The organism is Stenotrophomonas genospecies 3, assembly GCF_054473855.1.
The window spans coordinates 38,681-61,367 of record NZ_JBTMUR010000002.1 but is presented as its reverse complement, the minus strand read 5'-3'; the positions used below and the strand labels follow the sequence as shown (position 1 = coordinate 61,367).

The 22,687-nt window shown below is 67.3% G+C and carries 20 protein-coding genes; 9 read left to right on the top strand and 11 right to left on the bottom strand.

The genetic code is table 11. The annotated features are described in order from the left end of the window. Window positions 1–3: 3 nt before the first annotated feature. Window positions 4–2,163, top strand: coding sequence for a TadG family pilus assembly protein (locus ACX9OT_RS02680; protein WP_459000764.1), 2,160 nt, complete (start codon window positions 4–6; stop codon window positions 2,161–2,163). A gap of 99 nt (window positions 2,164–2,262) precedes the next feature. Continuing rightward, window positions 2,263–2,976, top strand: coding sequence for a DUF2968 domain-containing protein (locus tag ACX9OT_RS02675; protein WP_043402505.1), 714 nt, complete (start codon window positions 2,263–2,265; stop codon window positions 2,974–2,976). Between the two features lie 69 nt (window positions 2,977–3,045). Here the strand turns inward: ACX9OT_RS02675 and ACX9OT_RS02670 are convergent, their stop codons facing one another. Next, a complete protein-coding gene (locus tag ACX9OT_RS02670; protein ID WP_071229094.1) occupies window positions 3,046–3,432 on the bottom strand; it encodes a hypothetical protein in 387 nt (128 codons plus the stop codon). 186 nt (window positions 3,433–3,618) lie between these two features. Here ACX9OT_RS02670 and ACX9OT_RS02665 point away from each other — a divergent pair, with 186 nt between their 5' ends. Then, a complete protein-coding gene (locus ACX9OT_RS02665) occupies window positions 3,619–4,443 on the top strand; it encodes an alpha/beta fold hydrolase (protein WP_459000761.1) in 825 nt (274 codons plus the stop codon). 158 nt (window positions 4,444–4,601) lie between these two features. Here the strand turns inward: ACX9OT_RS02665 and ACX9OT_RS02660 are convergent, their stop codons facing one another. The 7 genes from ACX9OT_RS02660 to ACX9OT_RS02630 form a co-directional block, all read right to left on the bottom strand. Continuing rightward, window positions 4,602–6,251, bottom strand: a complete 1,650-nt coding sequence (locus ACX9OT_RS02660; RefSeq protein WP_459000759.1) for an MFS transporter — start codon at window positions 6,249–6,251, stop codon at window positions 4,602–4,604. Continuing rightward, entirely contained in the window at window positions 6,245–7,531 is a 1,287-nt protein-coding gene (locus tag ACX9OT_RS02655; RefSeq protein WP_459000757.1) for an alginate export family protein, read from the bottom strand. Before ACX9OT_RS02655 ends, ACX9OT_RS02660 begins: the two co-directional genes overlap by 7 nt. Then, complete coding sequence (locus ACX9OT_RS02650) at window positions 7,510–9,357, bottom strand: amidohydrolase (protein ID WP_459001210.1); 1,848 nt, start codon at window positions 9,355–9,357, stop codon at window positions 7,510–7,512. Before ACX9OT_RS02650 ends, ACX9OT_RS02655 begins: the two co-directional genes overlap by 22 nt. 119 nt (window positions 9,358–9,476) lie before the next feature. Continuing rightward, on the bottom strand, window positions 9,477–9,902 hold the full coding sequence (locus ACX9OT_RS02645) for a DoxX family protein (RefSeq protein WP_459000755.1): 426 nt from the start codon (window positions 9,900–9,902) through the stop codon (window positions 9,477–9,479). Between the two features lie 2 nt (window positions 9,903–9,904). Then, window positions 9,905–10,561 (bottom strand): hydrolase, encoded by a 657-nt coding sequence (locus ACX9OT_RS02640; protein ID WP_049422794.1) that lies wholly within the window; start codon window positions 10,559–10,561, stop codon window positions 9,905–9,907. Next, window positions 10,558–11,001 (bottom strand): helix-turn-helix transcriptional regulator, encoded by a 444-nt coding sequence (locus ACX9OT_RS02635; protein WP_053091059.1) that lies wholly within the window; start codon window positions 10,999–11,001, stop codon window positions 10,558–10,560. Before ACX9OT_RS02635 ends, ACX9OT_RS02640 begins: the two co-directional genes overlap by 4 nt. 50 nt (window positions 11,002–11,051) lie before the next feature. Then, window positions 11,052–11,384 (bottom strand): hypothetical protein, encoded by a 333-nt coding sequence (locus tag ACX9OT_RS02630; RefSeq protein WP_459000753.1) that lies wholly within the window; start codon window positions 11,382–11,384, stop codon window positions 11,052–11,054. 96 nt (window positions 11,385–11,480) lie between these two features. On the opposite strand from ACX9OT_RS02630, the gene ACX9OT_RS02625 reads away from it, so the two are divergent. Both ACX9OT_RS02625 and ACX9OT_RS02620 read left to right on the top strand, forming a co-directional pair. Then, a complete protein-coding gene (locus tag ACX9OT_RS02625) occupies window positions 11,481–14,510 on the top strand; it encodes a sensor histidine kinase (protein WP_459000751.1) in 3,030 nt (1,009 codons plus the stop codon). Further along, on the top strand, window positions 14,503–15,156 hold the full coding sequence (locus ACX9OT_RS02620) for a response regulator (RefSeq protein WP_107432195.1): 654 nt from the start codon (window positions 14,503–14,505) through the stop codon (window positions 15,154–15,156). The genes ACX9OT_RS02625 and ACX9OT_RS02620 overlap by 8 nt, the downstream gene beginning before the upstream one ends. 720 nt (window positions 15,157–15,876) lie before the next feature. Here ACX9OT_RS02620 and ACX9OT_RS02615 read toward each other — a convergent pair. After that, a complete protein-coding gene (locus ACX9OT_RS02615; RefSeq protein WP_189721066.1) occupies window positions 15,877–17,070 on the bottom strand; it encodes an MFS transporter in 1,194 nt (397 codons plus the stop codon). 93 nt (window positions 17,071–17,163) lie between these two features. Between ACX9OT_RS02615 and ACX9OT_RS02610 the strand changes: the two genes are divergently transcribed. Beyond that, entirely contained in the window at window positions 17,164–18,093 is a 930-nt protein-coding gene (locus ACX9OT_RS02610) for a LysR family transcriptional regulator (RefSeq protein ID WP_459000748.1), read from the top strand. A gap of 89 nt (window positions 18,094–18,182) precedes the next feature. On the opposite strand, the gene ACX9OT_RS02605 is transcribed toward ACX9OT_RS02610, so the two are convergent. Further along, window positions 18,183–19,640, bottom strand: a complete 1,458-nt coding sequence (locus ACX9OT_RS02605; RefSeq protein WP_459000746.1) for an amidohydrolase family protein — start codon at window positions 19,638–19,640, stop codon at window positions 18,183–18,185. A gap of 51 nt (window positions 19,641–19,691) precedes the next feature. Continuing rightward, a complete protein-coding gene (locus ACX9OT_RS02600) occupies window positions 19,692–20,393 on the bottom strand; it encodes an ankyrin repeat domain-containing protein (protein ID WP_459000744.1) in 702 nt (233 codons plus the stop codon). Between the two features lie 122 nt (window positions 20,394–20,515). On the opposite strand from ACX9OT_RS02600, the gene ACX9OT_RS02595 reads away from it, so the two are divergent. The 3 genes from ACX9OT_RS02595 (at window position 20,516) to ACX9OT_RS02585 (ending at window position 22,647) form a co-directional block, all read left to right on the top strand. Next, window positions 20,516–21,397 carry a LysR substrate-binding domain-containing protein gene (locus tag ACX9OT_RS02595; protein ID WP_459000742.1) on the top strand — a complete coding sequence of 294 codons (882 nt, stop codon included), beginning with the start codon at window positions 20,516–20,518 and terminating at the stop codon, window positions 21,395–21,397. Between the two features lie 162 nt (window positions 21,398–21,559). Continuing rightward, the gene (locus tag ACX9OT_RS02590) at window positions 21,560–22,033 is read left to right on the top strand and encodes a DUF3806 domain-containing protein (RefSeq protein WP_459000740.1); all 474 of its coding nucleotides are present in this window, start codon (window positions 21,560–21,562) and stop codon (window positions 22,031–22,033) included. Between the two features lie 176 nt (window positions 22,034–22,209). Beyond that, entirely contained in the window at window positions 22,210–22,647 is a 438-nt protein-coding gene (locus tag ACX9OT_RS02585; protein ID WP_071229108.1) for a DUF3806 domain-containing protein, read from the top strand. Window positions 22,648–22,687: the final 40 nt, after the last annotated feature.

Genomic DNA, 22,687 nt, shown 5'->3' with positions numbered 1-22,687 from the left:
GCCATGAAACGCCCACGCCAGTTCAGTTTCAGCCGCCCACGGGGCGGCATGTCGATCACCATGATGCTGGTCATGCTGGCGCTGCTGGCGATGCTGGGCCTGATCGAGATCGGTTACCTGTTCTGGGCCAAGCGCGATGCACAGAAGGTCGCTGATCTGGCTGCACTGGCCGGAGCGCAGCGACTGGAACTGTGCAGCTCGGACAACAGCGACAACAGTGCTGCGCGGCAGAGCGCACTCACCCAGAACACCTTCGCAGGAAGCCTGGAAATCCGCTGCGGAAACTGGAACGTGACCCGCGCCACCGATGGGCACTTCAGCCCGGTCGTCGATGCAGCGAATCAACGCAATGCTGTCCGTGTCATCACCCGCCGCGCGGTGCTTCCCTTCTTCGGGCAGAACAGCAGCCTGCCGACCGTGACCGCCCAGGCGGTAGCGCGCCGTGCAGAACCGACGGCGGTTTTCAGTGTCGGCTCGCAACTGCTGCGCATCAATGGCAACACGCCACTGGGAAATGTCCTGAAACTGGTGGGTGCTGACCTCGACAAGACCACCCTGCTCGGCTACGACGGCCTTGCACAGGCGCATATCACCCCGAACGGACTGCTGCAGGCACTGGGCATTCCGATCGACGTCAACATGGGCGTGGCGGAGTTCAACAATCTGCTGGCCGGCCGCAAGGTCAAGCTGGGCAAGATCCTTCAGGCGACCGTTGACCTGCTCACCCAGCAGGGCGTTGCCCACGTGGACCTGAGTGCACTGGAAAATGCCCTGGTCGTGAAGGGCATCGACCTCAAGCAGCTGGAGGTGAAACTCGGCTCCGATGACAGCGGTGGCGGCCTGTTCGCACGCGTGGTGGCGCCGGATGGAACGATTTCCAGCGCGCTGCAGGCCGATGTCAATGTGCTGGACCTGATCGGCACCAGCATCAGCATCGCCAATGGCGGCCGTGCGGTCTCGGTCGATGAACTCAACCTGCTGGGCCTGGTCAATGCCAAAGCCGCTGTGGTGGAACCGCCGTCCATCGCCATCGGCGGCGTTGGCTCGCGCGCTTACAACGCGCAGATCCGTGTCTTCCTCGACATCGACACCAACAACATTCCCGTTGCAGGCGGCGTGCTTTCACTGCTGGGCATCCGCCTGAAGCTGCCGGTCCATGCGGACGTGACCAACGCAATGGCGACCCTCACCAGCCTGCAATGTGGCAGCACGCCTCCCACGGCGACGATCAAGGTCGAGTCTTCCGTGCTGCGCGCCTGCGTCGGCAAGGTGGCCGACAGCGAGCGGTTCTCCAAGCAGAATGTCTGTGGCGACACCCTGCAGAAGGAACAGATGCTCACACTGCTCGGCGCCCCGTTGATCAATGACAGCATCAAGGTCAATACGCTGACCGACACGCAAAGCCTCACCCTCCCCGCCGGCGCGACCGGTTCAACCCAGGTCAACTCCCTGGAGGTGGGCACCGCCGTGTCCGAGCTGGTCAGCGAACTGCTGCGCGTACTGTCCGGCATGCTCGATCCGCGCGACGATGGCATGAGCCAGGGCTCGACCGCAGCGCAGTTGGCCGATCGCTACCTGAAAGCAGCCAACGTTGGTCGCAAGCGATACGATGTTGACGCAACCATCAAGCTGCTGGAATTCGGAGACAGCACGCAGGGATTGAAACCACTTGGAAACTGGGACATCACCAAGGGGGTACCTACCAGCTGTGTGCTGGTGACCTGCATGGTCGACGGCAAGGTCTGGCAAGGATTCCGCAACGCAGTGACCGGGGTTGGCTCGGGGCTCCTCGATGGCGTACTGGGAGCGCTTGTGGGTGGGCTGCTGGTCAAGCAGTGCAACAGCCTGATTGGCGCGCTGGATGACACCACCTACAACAACTGCATGAAGTACAACCTGACTTCCTACCTGCAGACCGCCGATGCCGGCTTCCTGGACCAGTTCGCCGGCGACGGCGTCACCGCCCCCGGCAATGGCCCGGTCAGTTGTTCGGGCCTGCTGTGCTTGCTGCTGAAGCCCGCCCTGGACGTCCTGAAGCCGCTGCTCAACAGCGTCGGCTCCCTGCTGCGCTCGCTGCTGGCGCAGGTGCTGGGCCTGGAACTGGGCCGTACGGATGTGCATGTCCAGTCCATCCAGTGCACGCCCGCACAGCTGGTCTACTGACCCGTGACGGGCGCCCTTGGCGGCGCCCGCGCACATGCTAGACTCCCGGCGGGGAACCACCTTCATCTCAACCCACACTCATCCGTGGATGGTCTAGACATGCGAGAAACTTCAGGGGGCGCGGTCTTCGCCCGGCACGCGCGCGGCGCGGCACTGCTGGCCGTGGCCATGATGCTGGTGGCACCGGCGGCGATGGCTGCCCGCGGCGACCGCGAAGCAGCCGCAGAGCCGGCCGCACGTACCGCACCGGTGGTGCGCAACACCGTTGACGAGCTCAAGCAGCTGATGGATGCCCGCCAGCTGACCGAGCTGCGCACCACCTACAACGGCAACTACGGCGCCAGCCTGCTGTTCAATGCCAACACCCTGACCTACTACGTCGCCCTGTTCCAGGAGAAGAACTTCTGGCGGGTGATCAAGACCGATGCCGTCGACAACGCCGAGCGTGTCTACCGCACCTTCGCGCAGCAGTCAGAGCAGCTGGCCCAGGTCTACATCGACACCACCCGACTGGAAGCCGGCAAGCGCTATACCGAGCGCCTGGTGGCCTACAACGAGGAGCGCCTGCGCACCCTGCAGCAGGAAATGGAACAGCAGCAGGCACAGTCGGCCCAGGTCAGCGCTGCCCTGCAGCAGGCCCAGCAGCAGGCGGTCAGCCTGAGCAGCGACGTGCAGAGCACCAACAGCCAGCTGGATTCCCTGCAGCGCCGCATCCAGATCCTGCAGGCCGAACAGGGCAACCCGGAGCTGAGCCTGCCCAAGCCGGACAGCGTGCCCTCGCCGGCACCGGCGGCCGCCAGCGACGGTCGCTGAGGTCCAGCGCCTGGCGTGCCGTCCAACGGCGCCTACGGGCGCCGTTGTCGTTTCCGGCACCATTCCATTTCAACGGCACGCCTCATGCACGGCATCGTCCAGTTGCCGGCGCTGCACGAAGTCCATGCGCTTGCCATTGGCCAGCACCTTCCCACGATGCTGCCGCGCGCGCTCACAGGCGGCGGGATCCGCGCTGATCGGTATCACTGCAGCCCGCGCACGCCGCTGCTGCACCACACGCGGACGCATTGAAGCTGGGCTCGCTGCCTTGGCCGCGCTCGCACCTGTCGAGGGCGGCTCCGCCGGCACCTCCCAGCGCCATTCCGCGCGCCCCTGGCACGGCGTCTGCTGGTAGACCGGATGCGGCCCGTCCACACATTTGTAGACGTTGGTCTGAGCATGCGCCCCCGTGGCCAGCAGCAGGTACAACAGCGGGCTCCAACACGCGTTCGACATTGCAGGCTCCTCGTCAGGGCTGCCGCCATCCTCGATGCCGGCACGGCTTCGTGCCAGAGCGATACACGTCACATCCGGCGTAATCCAGCACAGCCGTGCAAGTCGTCGGTCTGGCGCTGCGCTGTACTGCCGAAGGCACCGGCATCCACGCCAGCGCCTTCCCTCCCTTCCGTCAAGGAAACCACAATGAGCAACTTCGTCACCGTCGCCGACGGCGCGCGCATCTTCTACAAGGATTGGGGTACCGGCCAGCCGATCGTGTTCGCGCACGGCTGGCCGCTGTCGTCCGATGCCTGGGACCCGCAGAGGCTGTTCATGGGCCAGAACGGCTTCCGCGTGATCGCTCACGACCGTCGCAGCCACGGCCGCTCCAGCCAGACCTGGGACGGCAACAACATGGACACCTACGCCGACGACCTGGCCGCCGTGCTCGAGGCGCTGGACCTGAAGGACGCGATCCTGGTCGGCCACTCCACCGGTGGCGGCGAAGTGGCCCATTACATCGGGCGCCACGGCAGCAAGCGCGTGGCCAAGGTGGTGCTGGTCGGCGCCGTGCCGCCGCTGATGCTGAAGACCGATGCCAACCCGGCCGGTACCCCGCTGGAAGTCTTCGACGGCATCCGCAAGGGCACCGGCGGTGACCGCTCGCAGTTCTTCAAGGACCTGACCACGCCGTTCTTCGGCGCCAACCGCGACGGCAACAGCGTTACCCAGGGCATGCGTGATTCGTTCTGGCTGCAGGGCATGCTCGGTGGCGTCAAGGGCCAGTACGACTGCGTGCACGAATTCTCGGAAGTGGATTACACCGAGGACCTGAAGAAGATCGATGTGCCAGCGCTGGTGGTGCATGGCGATGACGACCAGATCGTGCCATTCGATGCCTCGGCCAAGCTGTCCTCGCAGATCATCAAGGGAGCCGAGTTGAAGGTGTACGCCGGTGCGCCGCACGGCCTGACCGTCACCCACGCCGACCGGTTCAACGCCGACCTGCTGGCGTTCGCACGCGGGTGAGGCACTGCGGCGGCGCCACCCAGCGCCGCCGCCCCTGTGGTAGAGCCGGCCGCTGGCCGGCTGCGCAGGATCGGGATGGATTGATCGCGCAAAAAGGGGACGGAGGGGATTAAGTCGTTTGTGCACAAACGACTTAATCCCCTCCGTCCCCTTTTTTGTCAGATATCGCTGTGGTGGTGCGGGACCCCGGTCTTCGGCAGCGGGTCATGCCCGCCCACGAAGTGGCGCACCACCGGTGCACGCTCACCGCGATGCAGCCCGCGCAGCACTTCCTGGATCGCCTTGTCATCGGCGGTGATGCGCTCGTGCTGGCGCAGGTGCTCCAGCCACGACGGGGTCACGAAATACTCCAGGTGGATGCCCGGACTGGCCACATCCTCGACCACGCCCCAGACCACCGCGCCATCGCGGCGGCGGATCGTGCCCAGTGCGCGCATCTGCGCCTGGAATGCGGCGCGATCAGCCTCGTCGATGCGGTACTCCAGGGTGACCAGTACCGGGCCGCGATCGTTGGATACCGGCACCGACAGTTCCGGTGCAGGCCAGTGCCCGGCCGGACGCAGGTTCAGATCCTCGGTGCCAGCGATGCGCACGCGCCACACCAGCAATCCGCCGATCACCGCGCCGGCAGCCGCCACCAGCAACGCCAGCTCCGGCGAGGTGCGCTGCGCCAGCGCGCCCCAGCTCAGGCCACCGGCCGCCATGCCAGCGGAGAACACCATGATGTACAGCGCCAGTGCACGCGCCCGTACCCACACTGGCACTGCGGTCTGCGCGGCAATCTGCAGCGACGACAGCACGGTGATCCAGGCAAAGCCATTGATCAGCATCACCAATGGCAGCACGTACCAGCTGCGGGTCAGCGCCAGCCCGACCAGGCTGAGCGCCAGCGACAGCGTGGCCAGCAGCACCAGCAGGTCGCGATCCATCTGCGCGCGCAGCTTCGGCAGCAACAACGCACCACCCACGGCACCGATCCCGATGCAGCCGAGCAGCATGCCGTACTGCCCCGCCCCACCCTGCATCTGGCCGCGCACCACCACCGGCAGCAGTGCATTCATTGCCGCAGCAAAGAAGAAGAAGCCGACCGACTTGATCAACACCGCCTGCAACCGTCCGGCACGGCTGGCATAGCGCAGGCCCGCCTTCAGGCCGGCACCGAAGCCTTCCGGCGGCAGGCTGGACTGTTTCGGGTCGCGCTTCCAGCCCCACACCACGAACAGCATCGCGGCAAAGGTGATGGCGTTGAAACCGAACGCCCAGACCGCACCGAGCTGGGCCACGATCACGCCACCGATGGCCGGGCCGATCGAGCGTGCGATGTTGATGCCGATCGAGTTCAGCGCCACCGCCGAGGCCAGCATCGGCTGCGGCACCAGTTCGGATACGATCGCGGCCTGTGCCGGCATCGCCATCGCCGCACCGCAGCCCATGCAGAAGGTCAGCAGCACCAGCAGCTGCGGCGTCAGCATGTCCATCGCGGTCAGCGCCGCCATCACCGCGGCGACCAGCAGCATCCAGCCCTGGGTGGCCAGCAGGTACCTGCGGCGGTCGACGATGTCGGCCAGGGTACCGGCGGCCAGCGCCAGCAGCACGATCGGCACCGTGGTGGCCGACTGCACCAGCGCCACCATCAACGGTGAGCCGGTGCGCTCGGCCATTACCCAGGCGGCGGCCACATCGTTGACCCAGGTGCCGATGTTGCTGGCCAGGATCGCCAGCCAGATCGAGCGGAACATCCGGATCTTCAGCGGGGACCAGGCACCTGCGGCCTGTGCGGGGGGTTGCGACGCGGTTGCGTTCACCATTGCCATGCTCCAACGATCGAGGCGAACAGCGTGTCCTGGCCTCCGGCCTGCTTCAGTGCAGGACCGGCGTCGACCCAGGCCAGCTGCAGCTGCCATTGCCAGTGTTCGCTGGCCTGCCAGCGTGTTTCGGATTTGTATTGATTACCGATGCGGCGCGCGCCACCGGCGCTGCCTGGCAACGCCACCAGCGGTGCCGGCGTGGTGTAGACCGCATCGGCACGACGATGCTTCCAGGCCATCTGTACGCCCAGTTCCGTCGTCACCGCGTCGTGCAGGCGCAGGGACAGGATCGGCTGAAGGTCCATCAGGTTGGCCGGGGCCAGCAGGCTGGCCTCGCTGAAGTAGGCCGATTTCGGGAACAAGGCGTTGAAGGTTCCCAGGCGGCCGTCATGCAGGTTGCCATCGCCACTGGCGATGTCGGCCTTCAACCCCAACCGCGGCTGCAGCGGCAGGTTCGTCCAGCGCCACCCCGTATCGGTCGCCAGCGTCCAGGCGCGGATATCGAGGGTGCCGGCGGTCGTCCGCAGTTCACCGCCCTGCGCCACCAGCTCGCTGTTCCAGTCCAGTGCACCGGCATGGCCGAACCAGCGCGTGCCCAGAGTGTGCCGACGTTCGGTACCGCTGCCTGCGGCGAAGCGCGCGCCGTCGCGGCGGTAGTCCAGCAGGTACATATCCCACTGTCCCGCACCCTGTCCACGTGCCGTGGTGGCATAGGCACCCCACAGGTGGGCGCCGTGTTCGCCGCGATCATCGAAGGCACCTGGTCGGTTCTCCACCGGACGCAGCGCCATCAGATCCAACGTGCCGAAGCGGCCTTTCCAGCCTGCACGTGCACCGTCGAACGCCAGGCGGATGTTCGGCCCATCGCGCACCGACAGCAGCCGTGAGCTGCCATAGCCGGCTTCCTGCCGGCCCAGCTGCAGATGGAACGCGCCCTGCTGCCAGCGCCAATACGCCTGCTGCACATCCAGCGCGCTGCGGTCGGTACGGCCAGGGCCGCCGGCCTTGCCATTCTCCCCATGCACACCCAGCTGCAGCTTCGCCTGCCAGCTGTCTTCCACATAGGTGGCCGAGGCCAGCGCGCGCAGCAGGCCATAGCCATCCTCTGCGCCGCCAATCCCGAACCGGGTCGGGTCGTAGTACAGCCCACGCACGCGCAGCGATGCATCCAGCTGCAATTGGCCGTCACCGACGTCGCTGCAGCGGCCACCCTCGCAGGCCAGCGTCAGCGATGGCGCGGTGGCCAGCAGCGCCAGGCTCAGAACGCGAAGCACGAGCATCCCATCGCGCCCCAGAACGCGGTCAGGTCGTCGGTGGGTGCAGCATGCCGGGCCGCATGGCCGTGCGCGCCGTGGGTGCTGCAGGCCACACCGTGATGGTGATGGTGCGCGGCGGCCAACCCGGTGGCGGTACCGCCGACGTGGTAGCCACCGAACCGGTTGACCGGCGACCAGTTGGGCATGGCCGGCGGCAGCTGCGGCGCAAGCCCTGCATAGTCGGCGTCGGCATGCACGATGCGGCCACCGACCACGGTCAACACGCTGGTGATGTCGGCGATCTGCGCATCATCCACACGGAAGAAGTCGGCCGAAAGCAGGATGAAGTCGGCGAGCTGGCCGGCCTTCAGCGTGCCCTTCACCGCTTCGTCGCCGGAGAACCAGGCGCTGCCTTGGGTCCACAGGCGCAGCGCCTGCTCACGTTCGAGCAGGTTCTCATCGCCATATAGGGCCAGCCCGCCCACGGTGCGTCCGGTCACCAGCCAGGACAGCGCCACCCACGGGTTGTAGCTGGCCACACGGGTGGCATCGGTTCCGGCACCGACCGGCACGCCTTCGGCCAGCATGCGCTTGACCGGCGGCGTATGCCGCGCGGCCTGCACGCCGTAGCGCTCGACGAAGGCTTCGCCCTGATAGGCCATGCGATGCTGCACGGCGATGCCGCCACCCAGCGCACGGATGCGCTCGATGTTGCGCGGGGTGATGGTTTCGGCGTGATCGATGAACCAGTGCAGGCCATCGAACGGCACCTCGCGGTTGACCTGTTCGTACACATCGAGGATGCGGGTGATGCTCTCGTCGTATGTCGCATGGATGCGGAACGGCCAACGCTTCTCGACCAGCAGCTTCACCACATCGTGCAGTTCCGGCTCCAGCTCCGGCGGCAGTTCCGGGCGCGGCTCGTTGAACAACTCGAAGTCGGCCGCGGAGAACACCAGCATCTCGCCGGCACCGTTGTGGCGCAGCAGGTCATCACCCTGCCGCGGCTGCAGCACCTCGCTCCAGCCGCGGAAATCATCCACTTCCTTGCCCTTGTTCTGGGTGAACAGGTTGTAGGCGATGCGCACCGTCAGCTGGTCATCGCGGTGCAGCTGCTCGATGACCTGGTAGTCCTCGGGATAGTTCTGGAAACCACCGCCGGCGTCGATCACCGAGGTGATGCCGAGACGGTTCAACTCACGCATGAAGTGACGCGTCGAATTGGCCTGGTACTCGATCGGCAGGCGCGGCCCCTTGGCCAGCGTCGCGTACAGGATCAGCGCATTCGGCTTGGCCAGCAGCAGCCCGGTCGGGTTGCCGAGCGAATCACGCACGATCTGGCCGCCCGGCGGATCCGGGGTGTCCTTGGTATAGCCACAGGCACGCAGTGCGGCGCGGTTGAGCAGCGCACGGTCGTACAGGTGCAGCAGGAACACCGGCGTGTCCGGCGCGATGTCGTTGAGCTCCTGCAGCGTGGGCAGGCGCTTCTCGTTGAACTGGGTGGCGGTGAAACCACCGACCACGCGCACCCACTGCGGTGCGGGCGTGCGGTCGACCTGCGCCTTCAGCATGTCCAAGGCGTCACCCAGCGAACGCAGGCCGTCCCAGCGCAGTTCCAGGTTGTAGTTCAGGCCACCACGTATCAGGTGGGTATGGCTGTCGTTGAGGCCGGGCAACAAGCGCCGTCCCTGCGCATCGATCAGGGTCGCTTCATTGCCCCAGCCACGCATGATCTCCTCGTCGCTGCCGACGGCGACGATGCGCCCTTCCTGCACGGCCAGCGCCTGTGCATGCGGCTGCTGTGGGTCAAGGGTGGTGATGCGGGCATTGCGGATGACCAGCGTGCTCATGCGACGCTCCTTGGAAGTGGAATCGAGTGCGGCACCGGCACGGCCGGCCAGACCCAGCGCCACCGCGGCGCTGCCGGCCAGCACCACGTTGCGGCGGCCGTGATCGAGTGGATCGTGACTCATGCGAGATCTCCCGGAAGGCGTTGGCCGTCCAGTGCCCAGGTGCCGGGCCCGGTCAGCGCGAGGGCCAGCAGTACCGTGGTCCACATCAACGGGTACTCGCTGCCGCCGCGCATCCAGAACCAGCCCTTGGGCAGGGCCAACAGTACGGTGAAGCCGATGAAGGCCGCCGCTGCAAGCGCGGCGACGCGGGTCTGCCAGCCCAGCAGCACGGCCAGCCCTGACAGCACCTGCAGCAGGGCCAGCAGCAGCGGCAGCGGTGCCACCGCTGGCAGGCCGAAGCCGCGCAGCTCGCCGGCAAAACCGGCCAGCCCAGGACCGCCGAACCAACCGAACAGCTTGCCCAGCGCGTGGGGCAGCAGGAATCCCCCGGCTGCCACGCGCAGCATCAGCAGGGCCAGGTCGAGGCCATGGCCAGCCAGCATGCTCAGTGTCCGCCTTCCTGCGCGCCGAACATGCGCTTGGCGTACTGGATGCCGATGCCATAGCCACCGGCGTGGTCGCGGGCGATGCCGGTGGTCAGCTCGTAGGTCTCGCCGCGCGCCCAGTCACGCTGCAGCTCCAGCAGGTACTGCACGCTGGTCATCGGCACTGCACCGGCCTGCACCATGCGGGTGATCGCACGCTCGTGCGCTTCTTCGCTGACATCGCCGCAGGCATCGGTGATCACATACACCTCGAAGCCCTGTGCCAGCGCCGACAGCGCCGGTCCCACGATGCAGACGCTGGTCCACAGGCCGGCAACGACCAGCCGACGCTTGCCGATGCGGTTGATCTCATCGATCACCGGCTGGTCTTCCCAGGTGTTCATCGAGGTGCGGTCGAACACCGTCTGGCCCGGGAAGATCTCCGGCAGTTCCGGGAACATCGGGCCGGAGAACGACGCTTCGGCAACGGTGGTCAGCAGCACCGGCACGTTGAAGCCCTTGGCGCCCTTGCTGATCAACGACACGTTGTTGCGCAGCGCGGAGATATCGATGGTGTGGGTGGCGAATGCCATCTGCGACTGGAAGTCGATCAGCACCAGGGCATGGTCGGTGGGCGACAACAGGGCCGGGGCGGGCGTGGCGGTGGCAAGGCTCATGGTTGGACTCCGTTGGAAACACGATCAGGGGGAAGCAACAGGGCCGCATCGCCGGCCAGGTACTGGCCGGGGCTGCAGCCGGTCTCGGCGCGGAAGCTGCGGACGAAATGGCTCTGGTCGAAGAAGCCCAGCTGCTGCGCCAGGCAGGACATCGGCAGCTGCGCGACCGGCAACAACTGGCGCGCACGTTCGATGCGGCGACGGCGCACGTAGCGCAGCGGGCTGGCGCCGGTACCGGTCCGGAACAGGCGCACCAGATGGAAGCGGCTGACGCAGGCGGCTGCGGCCAGCTCGGTCACCCGCAACGGTTGTGACAGATGCTCATCGACATAGCGCAGGGCGCGCTGCAATGCGGCGGCCTGCTGCGGTGCCAGCGCCACGGCGGGCGGATCGGGCGAAAAGACGGTGGCCATGCGGGACGCCGCGAGGGGGTGCCCCATGGTGCGTGGCCGCCGCACGATGCCCTACCCCCGTCGGTCGAGGCCAGCACCTACCCGAATGGGGGACGCCGACGCCCGAGCAGGCGACGACCGAACAACCGCGCATCCAGGGAATAGGCGCCAGGGCCCAACATCAACAGCGCCAAGGGCAGCACCACCTGTGACCACGGCGCCTGCTGCGCGAACAGGCCCACGGCCGCCATCAGCACGGCCAGTGGCGTCAACACACCCAGCGTGAGCATCGGCACTGCCAGCAGGCACAGCGCCGACCACCCGCCCGCATGCGTGCCGGGCGTGCACAGTGCCGCGGACAGGCACAGCCGCAGCCACAGCAGGCCGATGCCCGGCCCGCGGTCGGGGAACATCACGAACAGGCGCTGCATGGCCGGGCTCCACAGGACATGCCGGCGTGATAGCCGACCGCGGCGGCGACCGCCTACCCCGTTCGGGTCACCCCGGACTGCCCCGCACCTGCCAGAATGCGCGCCATGCGTGGCCGCCCCTTCCCGTTCCTGCGTCGCCTGCCGACGCTGCTGACGTGCCTGCTGCTGTGGACCGCCCTGCCCGCTTTTGCCGTGCAGCGCCCGCCGGTGAGCGGCGGGCTGCCCGGTTACGAGCACACCGCGTGGCGGGTCGGCCAGGGTGCACCCGGCGATATCTGGGACATCACCCAGGACCGCGACGGCCTGCTGTGGCTGGCCACCGGCTCGGGCCTGTACCGCTTTGATGGCCGTCGCTTCGAACGGCAGGCAGCGCCCGTCGGCAGCCAGTTCCCGTCCACCAACATGGTCACGCTGGCGCATGCCGCCGACGGTACCCTGTGGATCGGCTACTTCCAGGCCGGCATCAGCCGGTTCGCACAGGGGAGGCTGCACAACTACGGCCGCGAGCAGGGGGTGCCGGTCGGCGTGGTCCCACGCTTCAGCCAGGATCGCCAGGGCCAGCTGTGGGCGGCGATCAATGGCGGGCTGCGCCGCTTTGATGGACAGCGCTGGCAGCCACTGCCGGCCGCAGCCGGCCTGCCCGAGCGCCGTGTGCAGTGGGTGCTGCACGACAGCCGGGGCAGGTTCTGGGTGCTGGCCGACCTGAAGATCTGGATGCGTGCGGCCGGCCAGACCACGTTCGAGGACACCGGCATCGCGGTCTCGCAGATGGCAACGCTGGCCGAAAGCCCGCAGGGTGAAGTGTGGTTGGCCGACCGGGTGCGCGGCACCTCACCCCTGGCCAACGCGCAGGGCCTGTTGGCGGCCAGCGAACGTGAAGCGCGGCGTCTTCCGGAACTGGTTGCTGCACGCCTGCAGTTCACTGCCGATGGCGCGCTGTGGGCCACGATGAGCCCGCACGGCGGCGTCGCCCGCATCACCTTCGACGGCAGCCGCGCCGTGCGCATGGAGCGCTTCGATTCGCCGCACGGGCTGACCGCCACCTCGGCGGTGCCGATCATCGCCGACCGCGAAGGCAATCTCTGGGTCGGCACCAATCTCGGCCTCAACCGCTTCCGCGCACGCAGCGTGCACACCCTGGCAGTGGGCCCGAGTGATCCCTACCGCTCGCTGGTGCGGGCCAGCGATGGCCGCGTGTATGGCTATGGCGAAGACCTCAAACCCTACGATCTGCGGCGCACTCTGCTGGATGGCAGTGCCCCGCAGCTGCAGGCCGCCGCGCGCCAGGCACCCACGCCGATCTGGCAGTTCGATTGGGTCAATCTTGCGCGCACGGTCGCCGGCCACACCTCGTTGATCCCGCTGCCGGCCCCGTTCACCGGGCAACCGCTGCACGCCCTGCTGTTCCCCGACGACGCGCAGGCCTGGGTATGCACGGGTGAACGCGGCGTCCTGCACTACCTGCATGGCCAATGGCAGCGCGAGGTCCGCCTGCCCGAGCAGGCCTGCTCATCGCTGGCGCTGGATGCCCATGGCCAGCTGCTGCTCGGCTATGCCGACGGCCGCCTGCGCCGGATGAGCGCGGGCCACATCGAGAGCTTCGATGCCAGCCAGGGCCTGTCGGTCGGGCCGATCACCGCAATGCTGCATCACCAGGACCTGCTGCTGGTCGCCGGCGAAGCCGGTCTGGCTGCGCGCGTTGGCAACGGTCGTTTCGTTCCGGTGCGTACCGACATGGCCGGTGTATTGGAAGGCATCACCGGCATGGTGGCCGATCCGAACGGACACCTCTGGTTCAATGGCAGCCGTGGCCTGGTCCGGCTGGGGAGCGATGAGCTGCGACGGACGCTGCGGACCGGGCTGCCGGTGACGCCACGCCTGTTCGATGCGGTGGATGGCATGCCGGGCATCGCCCTGCAGAGCGGACCGATCGCCACCGCCACGCTGGCCGATGACGGACTGCTGTGGCTGGCCACCAACCAGGGCCTGGCCTGGCTGGACACCACCCGCTCGCACGTCAACACCATGGCGCCCAGCGTGCGCATCGGCGAAGTGCTTTATGGCAGTGAGCACGAGCCACTGCGCGATGGCCTGCGCCTTCCGGCCGGCACCAGCCAATTGCAGATCGATTACGTGGCGCTGTCGCTGGCGCGCCCGGAGCGCAACCGCTACCGCTATCGCCTGTCCGGCGTCGACGACGGCTGGCAGGATGCCGGCAGCAGCACCCGCGCGTATTACACCAACCTCGCTCCGGGCAACTACCGGTTCGACGTGGAAGCCGCCAACGAGGACGGCATCTGGAGCACTGCACCGGCCAGTCGCGGCTTCCGCATCGCCCCCACCTTCATGCAGACGGTGTGGTTCAAGCTGCTGTGTGCGGCCGCGATCCTCGCACTGCTGGTGATGGCGGTGCGCATCCGCAGCGGGCAGCTGGCCGCGCTGTTCCGCGCGCGCCTGCAGGAACGCAATGGCGAACGCGAACGCATCGCACGCGACCTGCACGACACCCTGCTGCAGGGCAGCCAGGGCCTGATCCTGCGCCTGCACGCGATCAGCCAGTCGCCGCAGACCCCGGAGCAGGTACGCGACCAGCTGGAATCGGCGATGCAACTGGCCGAGCGCAACCTGGCCGAGGGCCGCGAGCGGGTCAATGCCCTGCGTGAGGGACCGTTCGCTGGCCGCGACCTCGCTTCGGCACTGGCCGATGTGCACGCCGAGTACGCCGGGCATGGCACCAACCCACTGCGCCTGACCGTGGAAGGTGCAACGCCACCGCTGCAGGCCGACGCGGCCGAAGAAGTGTTCCTGATCGGGCGAGAGGCGATCCGCAATGCGTTGCGTCACGCCAACGCCAGCGCCATCGAAGTGGAGCTGTCCTACGGCACGCGGTGCTTCCTGCTGCACGTGCGCGACGATGGCGTCGGCATCGCCGACGACAATGCCGGCCATGGTCATTGGGGCCTGCAGGGCATGCGTGAGCGCGCGCAGCGCCTCGGTGCGGAACTACAGCTGTGGACCCGCGCCGGACTGGGAACCGAAGTCGCGCTGGCGGTTCCCGCCCGGCGCCTGTATCACCGCCGCCCATCGCGCTGGCGCTGGCCCTGGAGTAAAGCAAACCATGACTGAGTCCCCTGCCCTGATCGGCGTGCTGGTGGTAGACGACCACCCGCTGCTGCGTGACGGCCTGGCGGCGCTGCTGGGCGCACAACCCGATCTGCGCCTGCTCGGCGAAGCCGCCGATGGCGAGGAAGCCATCGCCTGCTACCAGCGGCTGCAGCCCGACGTGGTGCTGATGGACCTGCAGATGCCACGGCTGGATGGTGTGGAAGCCATCGTGCGGATCCGCGCGATGGACCCGCGCGCGCGCATCATCGTGCTGACCACCTACCGCGGTGACGTACGTGCGGTAAGGGCACTGCAGGCCGGCGCCAGCGCCTATCTGCTGAAGGACATGCTCCGCCATGAGCTGGTCGATACGATCCGCATGGTCGCTGGCGGCCGCCGCGCACCGATTCCCCCGGCGGTGGCGGCCAGCATCGCCGCGCATGTGGTGGAAGACCGGTTGTCGCCGCGCGAAACCGAGGTACTGAGGCATGTGGCCGGCGGCCTGTCGAACAAGCGCATCGGCGAGCGCATGCAGATTTCCGAGCAGACGGTGAAGGCGCACATGAAGAGCCTGATGGACAAGCTGGGCGTGGGTGATCGCACGCATGCGGTGACCCAGGCGCTGCGGCGCGGGATCATCAGCCTGGACGACAGCGGTCACGATTAGGGAGTTGTTCGGCAGGGCTTGCAGCCCTGCACCTGCGGTAGTGCCGGCCGCTGGCCGGCAACCTCTACAGCAACAGCGGGCTTTCCGTGGGATGGCGGGGCGGTGTCGTAGTGCGGGGACGCTGCAAGTCCCCCTCCGGGGCCCGGCCCAGCCGCTGGCGGCTGTGCGTTCGGGCGCTTGCGAAGCCGTGCTTCGCAAGCAAAGCGCCCTCACCCATGTAAGCTCGGTCGCCGCTTGCTCGTGTGCGCAGTCCTGCGCACACGGCAAGACCGGGGTTGGGCGTCCTGCCCAACCCGCCCAAGGCATGCCTCGGGCCCATGCGGCTCACGCCCCCGCAACCGGACCCACCCCGCCTTCGACAGTTGGCCGCGATCTGTCGGAACGGCGTATTGCCCTGGTGGGTGTCGACCTTGGTCGACAAAGTAGATCCACGCCATGCGTGGATGACTCATTCGATATCTGACAGATATTTCGACCAAGGTCGACACCTACCAACAGCCACCGGAATCTGTCAGAGGTGGGGCGGTGTCGGAGTGCGGGGTGTCAGCCGCATGGATGCGGCTGCCAAGCCTACAAGGACGTACTTGCGGCGTCCCCGCACTCCGACACCGCCCCACCACCCCACAGGAAACCCGCCGTTGCTGTTGCTGTTGCTGTTGCTGTTGCTGTTGCTCCAGCTTCCAGCAGGTGCAGGGCTGCAAGCCCTGCCGAACACCCCCCTTACTTCAAACGCAGCAGCAGGCTGCCGCCCGCGCACACCACCGCCAGCCAGGCCACGCCGTTCCAACCCCACTGCGCCAGCGCCAGGCTGCCCAGCGCACCACCGGCGGCCATGCCGATGAACATGCCCGTGAACAGCAACGCATTGAGCCGGCTGCGTGCCGGCGGCACCAGTCCGTAGACCAACGTCTGGTGCGCCACCAGCGCCGACTGGAAGCCGAAGTCGAACAGCAGCGCGCTCACCACCAGCAGCGGTAGCAGCGCAGCGGCCGGCAGCCACGACTCGGTCAACAGCAGGCCAAAGCCCAGCAGCGCTACCGCGATCGCCAGCCGCGCCACGGCGTGGCAACCAAAGCGATCGGCGAATCGACCCGCAAACGGCGCGGCCAATGCGCCGGCCGCACCGGCAATGCCGAATGCACCCGCTGCGGCACTACCCAGCCCCAACCGTGCATGCAGCATCAGCGCGAGGGTTGACCAGAACGCGCTGAAGCCCACCGCCAGCAGCGACTGGCTGGCCACCGCACGGCGCAGCTGTGGCTGCTCCCGCCACAACGCCAGCAACGAACCCAACAACGCCGGATAGCGCAGTGTGCTGGTCGGTGCGAAGCGCGGCAGCGCACGCGCCATCACCGCTCCCATCGCCGCCACTGATACCGCGGCCAGCACGAACTGCGTGCGCCAACCCCACGCTTCGGCCACTACGCCACTGACCACCCGTGACAACAGGATGCCGAGCAGCAGGCCGGTCATCACCCGGCCGACGATCTGGCCGCGCTGCACATCCGGCGCCAGCACCGCTGCAGCCGGCACGATGTCCTGCGCCAGCGTGGCCATCAGCCCGACCAGCAGGCTGGCCATCAGCAGGCCCGGCAGGTGGCCAGCCATCGCAGCAGCGCCCAATGCCAACGCCAGCAACGCGGACTTCCACAGGATCAGGTTGCGGCGGTCGAACCGGTCGCCCAACGGCGCCAGCAGCAGGATGCCAAGTGCATAGCCGAGCTGGGTCAAGGTCGGTACCAGGCCGGCGGCGCGCTCACCGGCGCCGAGGTCCCGGGCGATCAGCCCCAGCATCGGCTGGCTGTAATAGAGCGAAGCGACCGAAAAGCCAGCGCCGGCCGCCATTGCCAGCACCAGCGGGGTGGAGGGTGCGGTCGTGGGTGCCGCAGCGACGGACAGCGAGCGGGTAGACATGGGAGAGTCCGGTGGGGGAAGTGGGCGTATCCTGCCGGTATTCGCAAAGCGTCTGTAGTAGGCTTCCGCACATACACTTCATACGCCACACGCATGAATGACCTCGCCACCGGCGCCGATCGTCTGGATCTGCTGCGCACCTTCCTGCGCATCGTCGATGCCGGCAGCCTGTCTGCCGCAGCCGTGCAGCTGGGCACCACCCAGCCGACGGTCAGTCGCCGCCTGCAGGCCCTGGAGCGCCAGCTCGGTCTGCGCCTGCTGCAGCGCTCCACCCACGGCCTGCAGCTGACCGAGGATGGCCTGCGCTGCCAGCGTCATGCGCAACGCGTGGTCGACGAATGGGAGTCGCTACAGGCCGAACTGCACGGCGAACCGGAAACGCTGCGTGGACGTTTGCGGGTGATGGTGCCGCACGCCTTCGGCCAGGCGCAGCTGCTGCCGACCATGCTCGCGTTCCTTGCCCAGCACCCGCAGCTGAGCCTGGAGTGGATCCTTGAAGATCGTCGCCCGGACTTCATCGCAGAAGGCATCGACTGCGCGGTGCGGGTGGGTCCGGTCGACGAACCGCGCATGGTCGCACTACCGCTCGCCGAAGTGCCGCGCATCGTCGTGGCAGCGCCCTCGTTGGTGGACGCCACAGCAGTCAGTACGCCGGAACAGGCGCAGACACTGCCGTGGATCTCGCTGGTCACCTACTACCGCGAACGCCTGCTGCTGCATGACGCACAGGGCCGCGCGCATACGCTGTCGATCAGCCCGCGCCTGCTCAGCGACAACCTGTTCGTGGTGCAGCAGGCCGCATGTGCGGGGCTGGGCGCAGCGGTGGTCTCGGCCTGGCTGGTGGCCGACGATCTCGCACAAGGGCGGCTGGTGCAGCTGCTGCCGGACTGGCAGGCGCCGGCACTGCCGGTACACGTGGTGTTTCCCGCCGCGCGCCATCAGCCGCCGCGGCTGCGCGCCTTCATCGATGCGATGAAGGCCGCGCTGCCGCAATTGCATGGAATGCGGCCGGCGCCGCGTTAGGTCATCGGCCGCATCATCCACGCATGGCGTGGATTTACTGATGGTACGGGTAGATCCACGCCATGCGTGGATTCTGCCCCGCCCCGCAATCAGTTGGCCTTGGCCGCCTCGGCATTCCACGCTGCGACCCTGGCCTTGGTGTCGGCCAGCATCTTGTCCAGCGCGGCGCGGTCATACACGTTGCCGCGCAGGATCACGCTGTCGATCTTTTCGGTGGCAGCAATGTCCTGCAGCGGGTTGGCGGTCAGCAGCACCAGATCGGCGGCCTTGCCCTGCGCGACACCACCGTAACGGTCCATCTGGCCGAACCAGGCCGGGCCGGAACGGGTTGCGGCCGACAGCGCCTGCGGTGCGCTCAGGCCTTCCTTCACGAACAGCTGCAATTCCTGGTGCAGGGCGATGCCCGGGAAGTTGAACGAGTTGAGGAAGCCCGCATCGGTGCCCGCAATGATCGTCACGCCGGCCTCCTGCAGCATCGGCAGCACCGCGGCCACCTGGTGGTACTGCGCGTGGCGCGCCTCGATCTGTGCCGGCGTGGCCTTCGCCGCGCGGTCCACGCGCCACTGGTAGGTCGCGCGCAGGCCCGGGCCGATGTAGGCCAGGTACGGATCGTTGGCGTGGTCATCCTGGTCAAGGAAATCGAGGATGCGGCCACCGTTGAGGGTCGGGGTCACGAATACGCCACGCTTGGCGAAATCGCGGTAGGCGTGCATCGCCGTGTCGCGGTCGAAGCTGGCGTCGAGGCGCCGGTTGGCTTCGGCGCGGTCGATGCGACCGGCACCGAAGTCGGCGGCGATCTGCGCTTCGTCCTTGCTGCCGGCCTTGAATGCATAATCCAGATGCTCGATCGAGGCCAGGCCCGCATCGACCGCCTGCTCCACGGTCAGTGCCATCGGAATATGCCCCGAGGCCTTGAAGCCGGCCTTGCGCGCAGCACTGGCCGAGTACAGGAACAGTTCCGGCTTCAGCGTGCTGTCGGTAATCTTCACGAAATCAACCTTGTCGTGCTGCAGGCGGGTGATCGCCTTGTCGGCGTCAGCCTCGCTACCCACCTCGATCGTGCCCTTCCAGACCGGCTTGATGCCTTCGATCTTCGCGCCCGAGCTGAGCAGGCGCGGGCCGAACAGCGTGCCCTTGGCGATCTCGCCACGCCACTGCAGTACCTGTTCGGGCAGGTCGCCGGAGCAGTCACGCACGGTGGTGATGCCGTGCGCGATGTACAGCGGCAGCAGCGCCTTGTTCTCTTCAATCAGCGCCGGGCCACCACCGAAGTGCACGTGCATGTCCCACAGGCCCGGGATCAGGTACTTGCCCTTGGCATCGATCTGGCGGGCCGTACTCCACTGGCTGCGCAGCTGTGCATCCGGGCCGACGGCGACGATGTCCTCGCCGCGGATCACCACGCTCTGCCCCGCCAGGGTGCTGGCGTGCTCGACATCGACCACGGTGGCATTGCGGATCAGCAGGTCGGCGCGCTCAGCGGAAGACGCCGACAGCGGTGCCACCGCAAGGAGGATGGCAAGGGACAACGGACGGGAACGGAACATGGACAGCATCCTGATTGGCACGCCCAGCGTGCGGGTGGAAGGGAACAGTCTTCAGCGCACCGCGCCGTGCTGGCGCAGCAGGGTTTCAATTCCGGTATAGCCGCGCTGGCGCGCGTGCGCCAGCGGCGTCACACCGTCGCCGTCAGCCAGCTCGGGGTCGGCGCCGGCCTCCAGCAGCAGCTGCACGATCTGCACGTGGCGCGCGCCGCCATCGCCGAGCAGGATCGCTTCCAGCAGCGCGGTCCAGTGCAGGCGGTTGACATGGTCCACAGCGACGCCGGCACGCAGCAGCGTGCGCACAGTGGCGACGTGGCCGCGCTCGGCGGCGGGAATCAATGCGGTGCCGCCATAGCGGTTGGTGCTGCGCAGATCGGCGCCATGCGCCAGGGTCATCGCCAGGATCTCGTCCAGTCCACGCGCGCCGGCGTACAGGTAGGCGCTGTCCTGCATGGCGTCCTTGGCATTGACGTCGGCGCCGGCTTCGATCAGTTCACGCGCGGCGTCTACATTGTTGCCATGCGTGGCCAGCAGCAGCGCGGTACGGCCCTGGCCATCACGCGCCTCCAGCGTGGCGCCATCCTCGATCGCCTGTCGCACCGCATCGGCATCGCCGCGGCTGGCAGCATCGCGCAGGCGGCCATCGACGTCGGCTTTGGACGTTGCGGTGCAGGCCGGGGAGATCATGGCCAGCAGGAACAACAGCAGCACGCGCGCGAACGGCGCAGGCCAGCCAGGGGAACGATGGACGCGCATGACGGTGTCTCCTCATGACCGTCGCCACGGAACGCCGTGCGACGGTAGCAACAGCCGGGCATTGCCGGCCCCTGCCCTGCATGGTAGAAGTCGGCCTGGGTATCCAGAAGTGAAATGTTCAAATGCAAGACAGTGCCAAATCGAATAGAACCCTGTTCGAACTGGACCTGCTGCGGGCGCTGGTGATGGTGGCCGACTGCGGCAGCTTCACCACGGCGGCCACGCGCCTGCATTCGACCCAGTCCACGGTCAGCCAGAAGGTGCGCCGGCTGGAGGAACTGGCCGGGCATCGCCTGCTCGAGCGCGGCCACCGCGACGTGCACCCCACCGATGCCGGCCACACCCTGCTCGGCTATGCGCGGCGCATGCTCGACCTGAACGAGGAAATGGCACAGGCGCTGGCCGGCGCCACCGTGGAAACCGCAGTGCGCATCGGCGTGCCCGAGGACTTCGTCAACGCACAGACCACACGCATGCTGGCCGCCTTCAGCCGCCGCCACCCACAGGTGAAGCTGGAGATCAGCAGCGGCCTCAGCCGCGACCTGGCCCACGGCTTCGACCATGGCGAGCTGGACCTGGTGCTGGTCAAGCAACGCCGCAACACCCGCCAGGCGGTGCACTGCCGGCGCGAGCCGATGCATTGGATCGACAGCCTGCGCAGCAGTTGCCTGCTGCAGGACCCGCTGCCGCTGGTCACCTTCCCGCCGCGCGGACTGTACCGCGACGAGATGATCCACGCCGTGGAGGCGCTGGGCCTGCGCTGGCGCATCGCCTTCACCAGTTCGTCGCTGAGCGGCATCCAGGGTGCGGTGGCCGACGGCATCGGCATCAGCCTGCTGCCGCGCCGCGCGGTCATGCGTGAGCACCGCATCATCGATGGCGAACGCGACCTGCCGGTGATCGACAATTACGAGATCGGCCTGCTGCATCGTGCCGACGCCGACGATGCCGTGCGCGCACTGGCCAGCGAACTGTGGCGCCAAGTGCAGCGCGAACCGGATTGAGCGCGGTAGACCCACGTCATGCGTGGATGGAAACGACCGTCCGGCATCCGAAAGGGCGCTGAAGCGTCAGCGAGTACATGCTTGTCGCAAAAGGCCTAGTGATGGCGTAAACAAAGCCTGGACGATAGGGTGGGGAACGCCCCTCTCCAGATTGCCCCGCCTATGACCAGCACGTACCAGGTTGCTTTGACCCCTGCTCCGAAGGACGAAGCCAGCATCCGGTTCGATCCGCTGCCACCTGCGCTCATCGCCCACATGCAGCAGCAGCGTGCACAGGTTGCTGCCCTCGTCGCATCTGCGTTCCCTACCGTGCCTGTTCAATGGCCGCTGCTGCCGAGCACGCTGCAACGCGTAGTCGATGCAGAACTGATCGATCACGATGATTGTGATGGTTGGGAAGCACTGGGGGTCGCATTTGGTGATTGTCTGGCACAGCGTGTACCGGAACTTGCCTGGGCCCAGGTAACCGATGCCTGGGGCGTCGATGCGGTTCTCCGCTATGGCGACGCCAATATCATGGTCAGCGCCGGCACCCTGTTGATCAAACGCGTCGAAGAAGGCAAGACCATCGAGATCAACCATCTGCTTGAAGCTCTGGAGGAGTTCGTCATCCAGCAAGCGCGCAAGTCCGGCTGAGCCCATGAGAGAACGATTGAATCGCGTAGAATGACGTATTCGCACATTGATGCTGCGCATGCGGAAGCAATCACAGTTCGCGCACTGATCATCGATATCTGATCAGACCTGCCGCACCAAGGCACTACATCGCCGGCTACAGTCGCCCTAGTTTCCGTGCCCCACGGCGCTCTGCCATGTCCGACGAAATCCCCACCCGCTTCGATCCCCTGCCCGCTGCGCTGCAGACGCATCTGCAGCACCAGCGTTCGCTGATCGCCGCGCGCGTGGCCGCCGGCTTTCCGACGTTGCCGGTGCAATGGCCGCTGGCGGCCACCACGCTGCAGCGCGTGGTCGATGCCGAGCTGATCGACCGTGATGACGGCGATGGCTGGGAAGCGCTGGGCGTGGCGTTCGGTGACACCCTGGCCCAGCGCGTGCCTGGCCTGGCCTGGATGCAGGTCACCGATGCCTGGGGCATCGACGCGGTGCTGCGCTATGCCGACAGCAGCCTGCAGATCGGCGCCAGCACGCTGCTGCTCAAGCGCATCGAGCAGGGCGAGCTCATCGACATCGCCCATCTGCTTGCGTGGCTGGAAGAGTTCGTCGCTACCCGCGCCGACGATTACGTATGAAAAGCCGCCGAGCGTGGCTCGGCGCTACACGGGTTGGCCC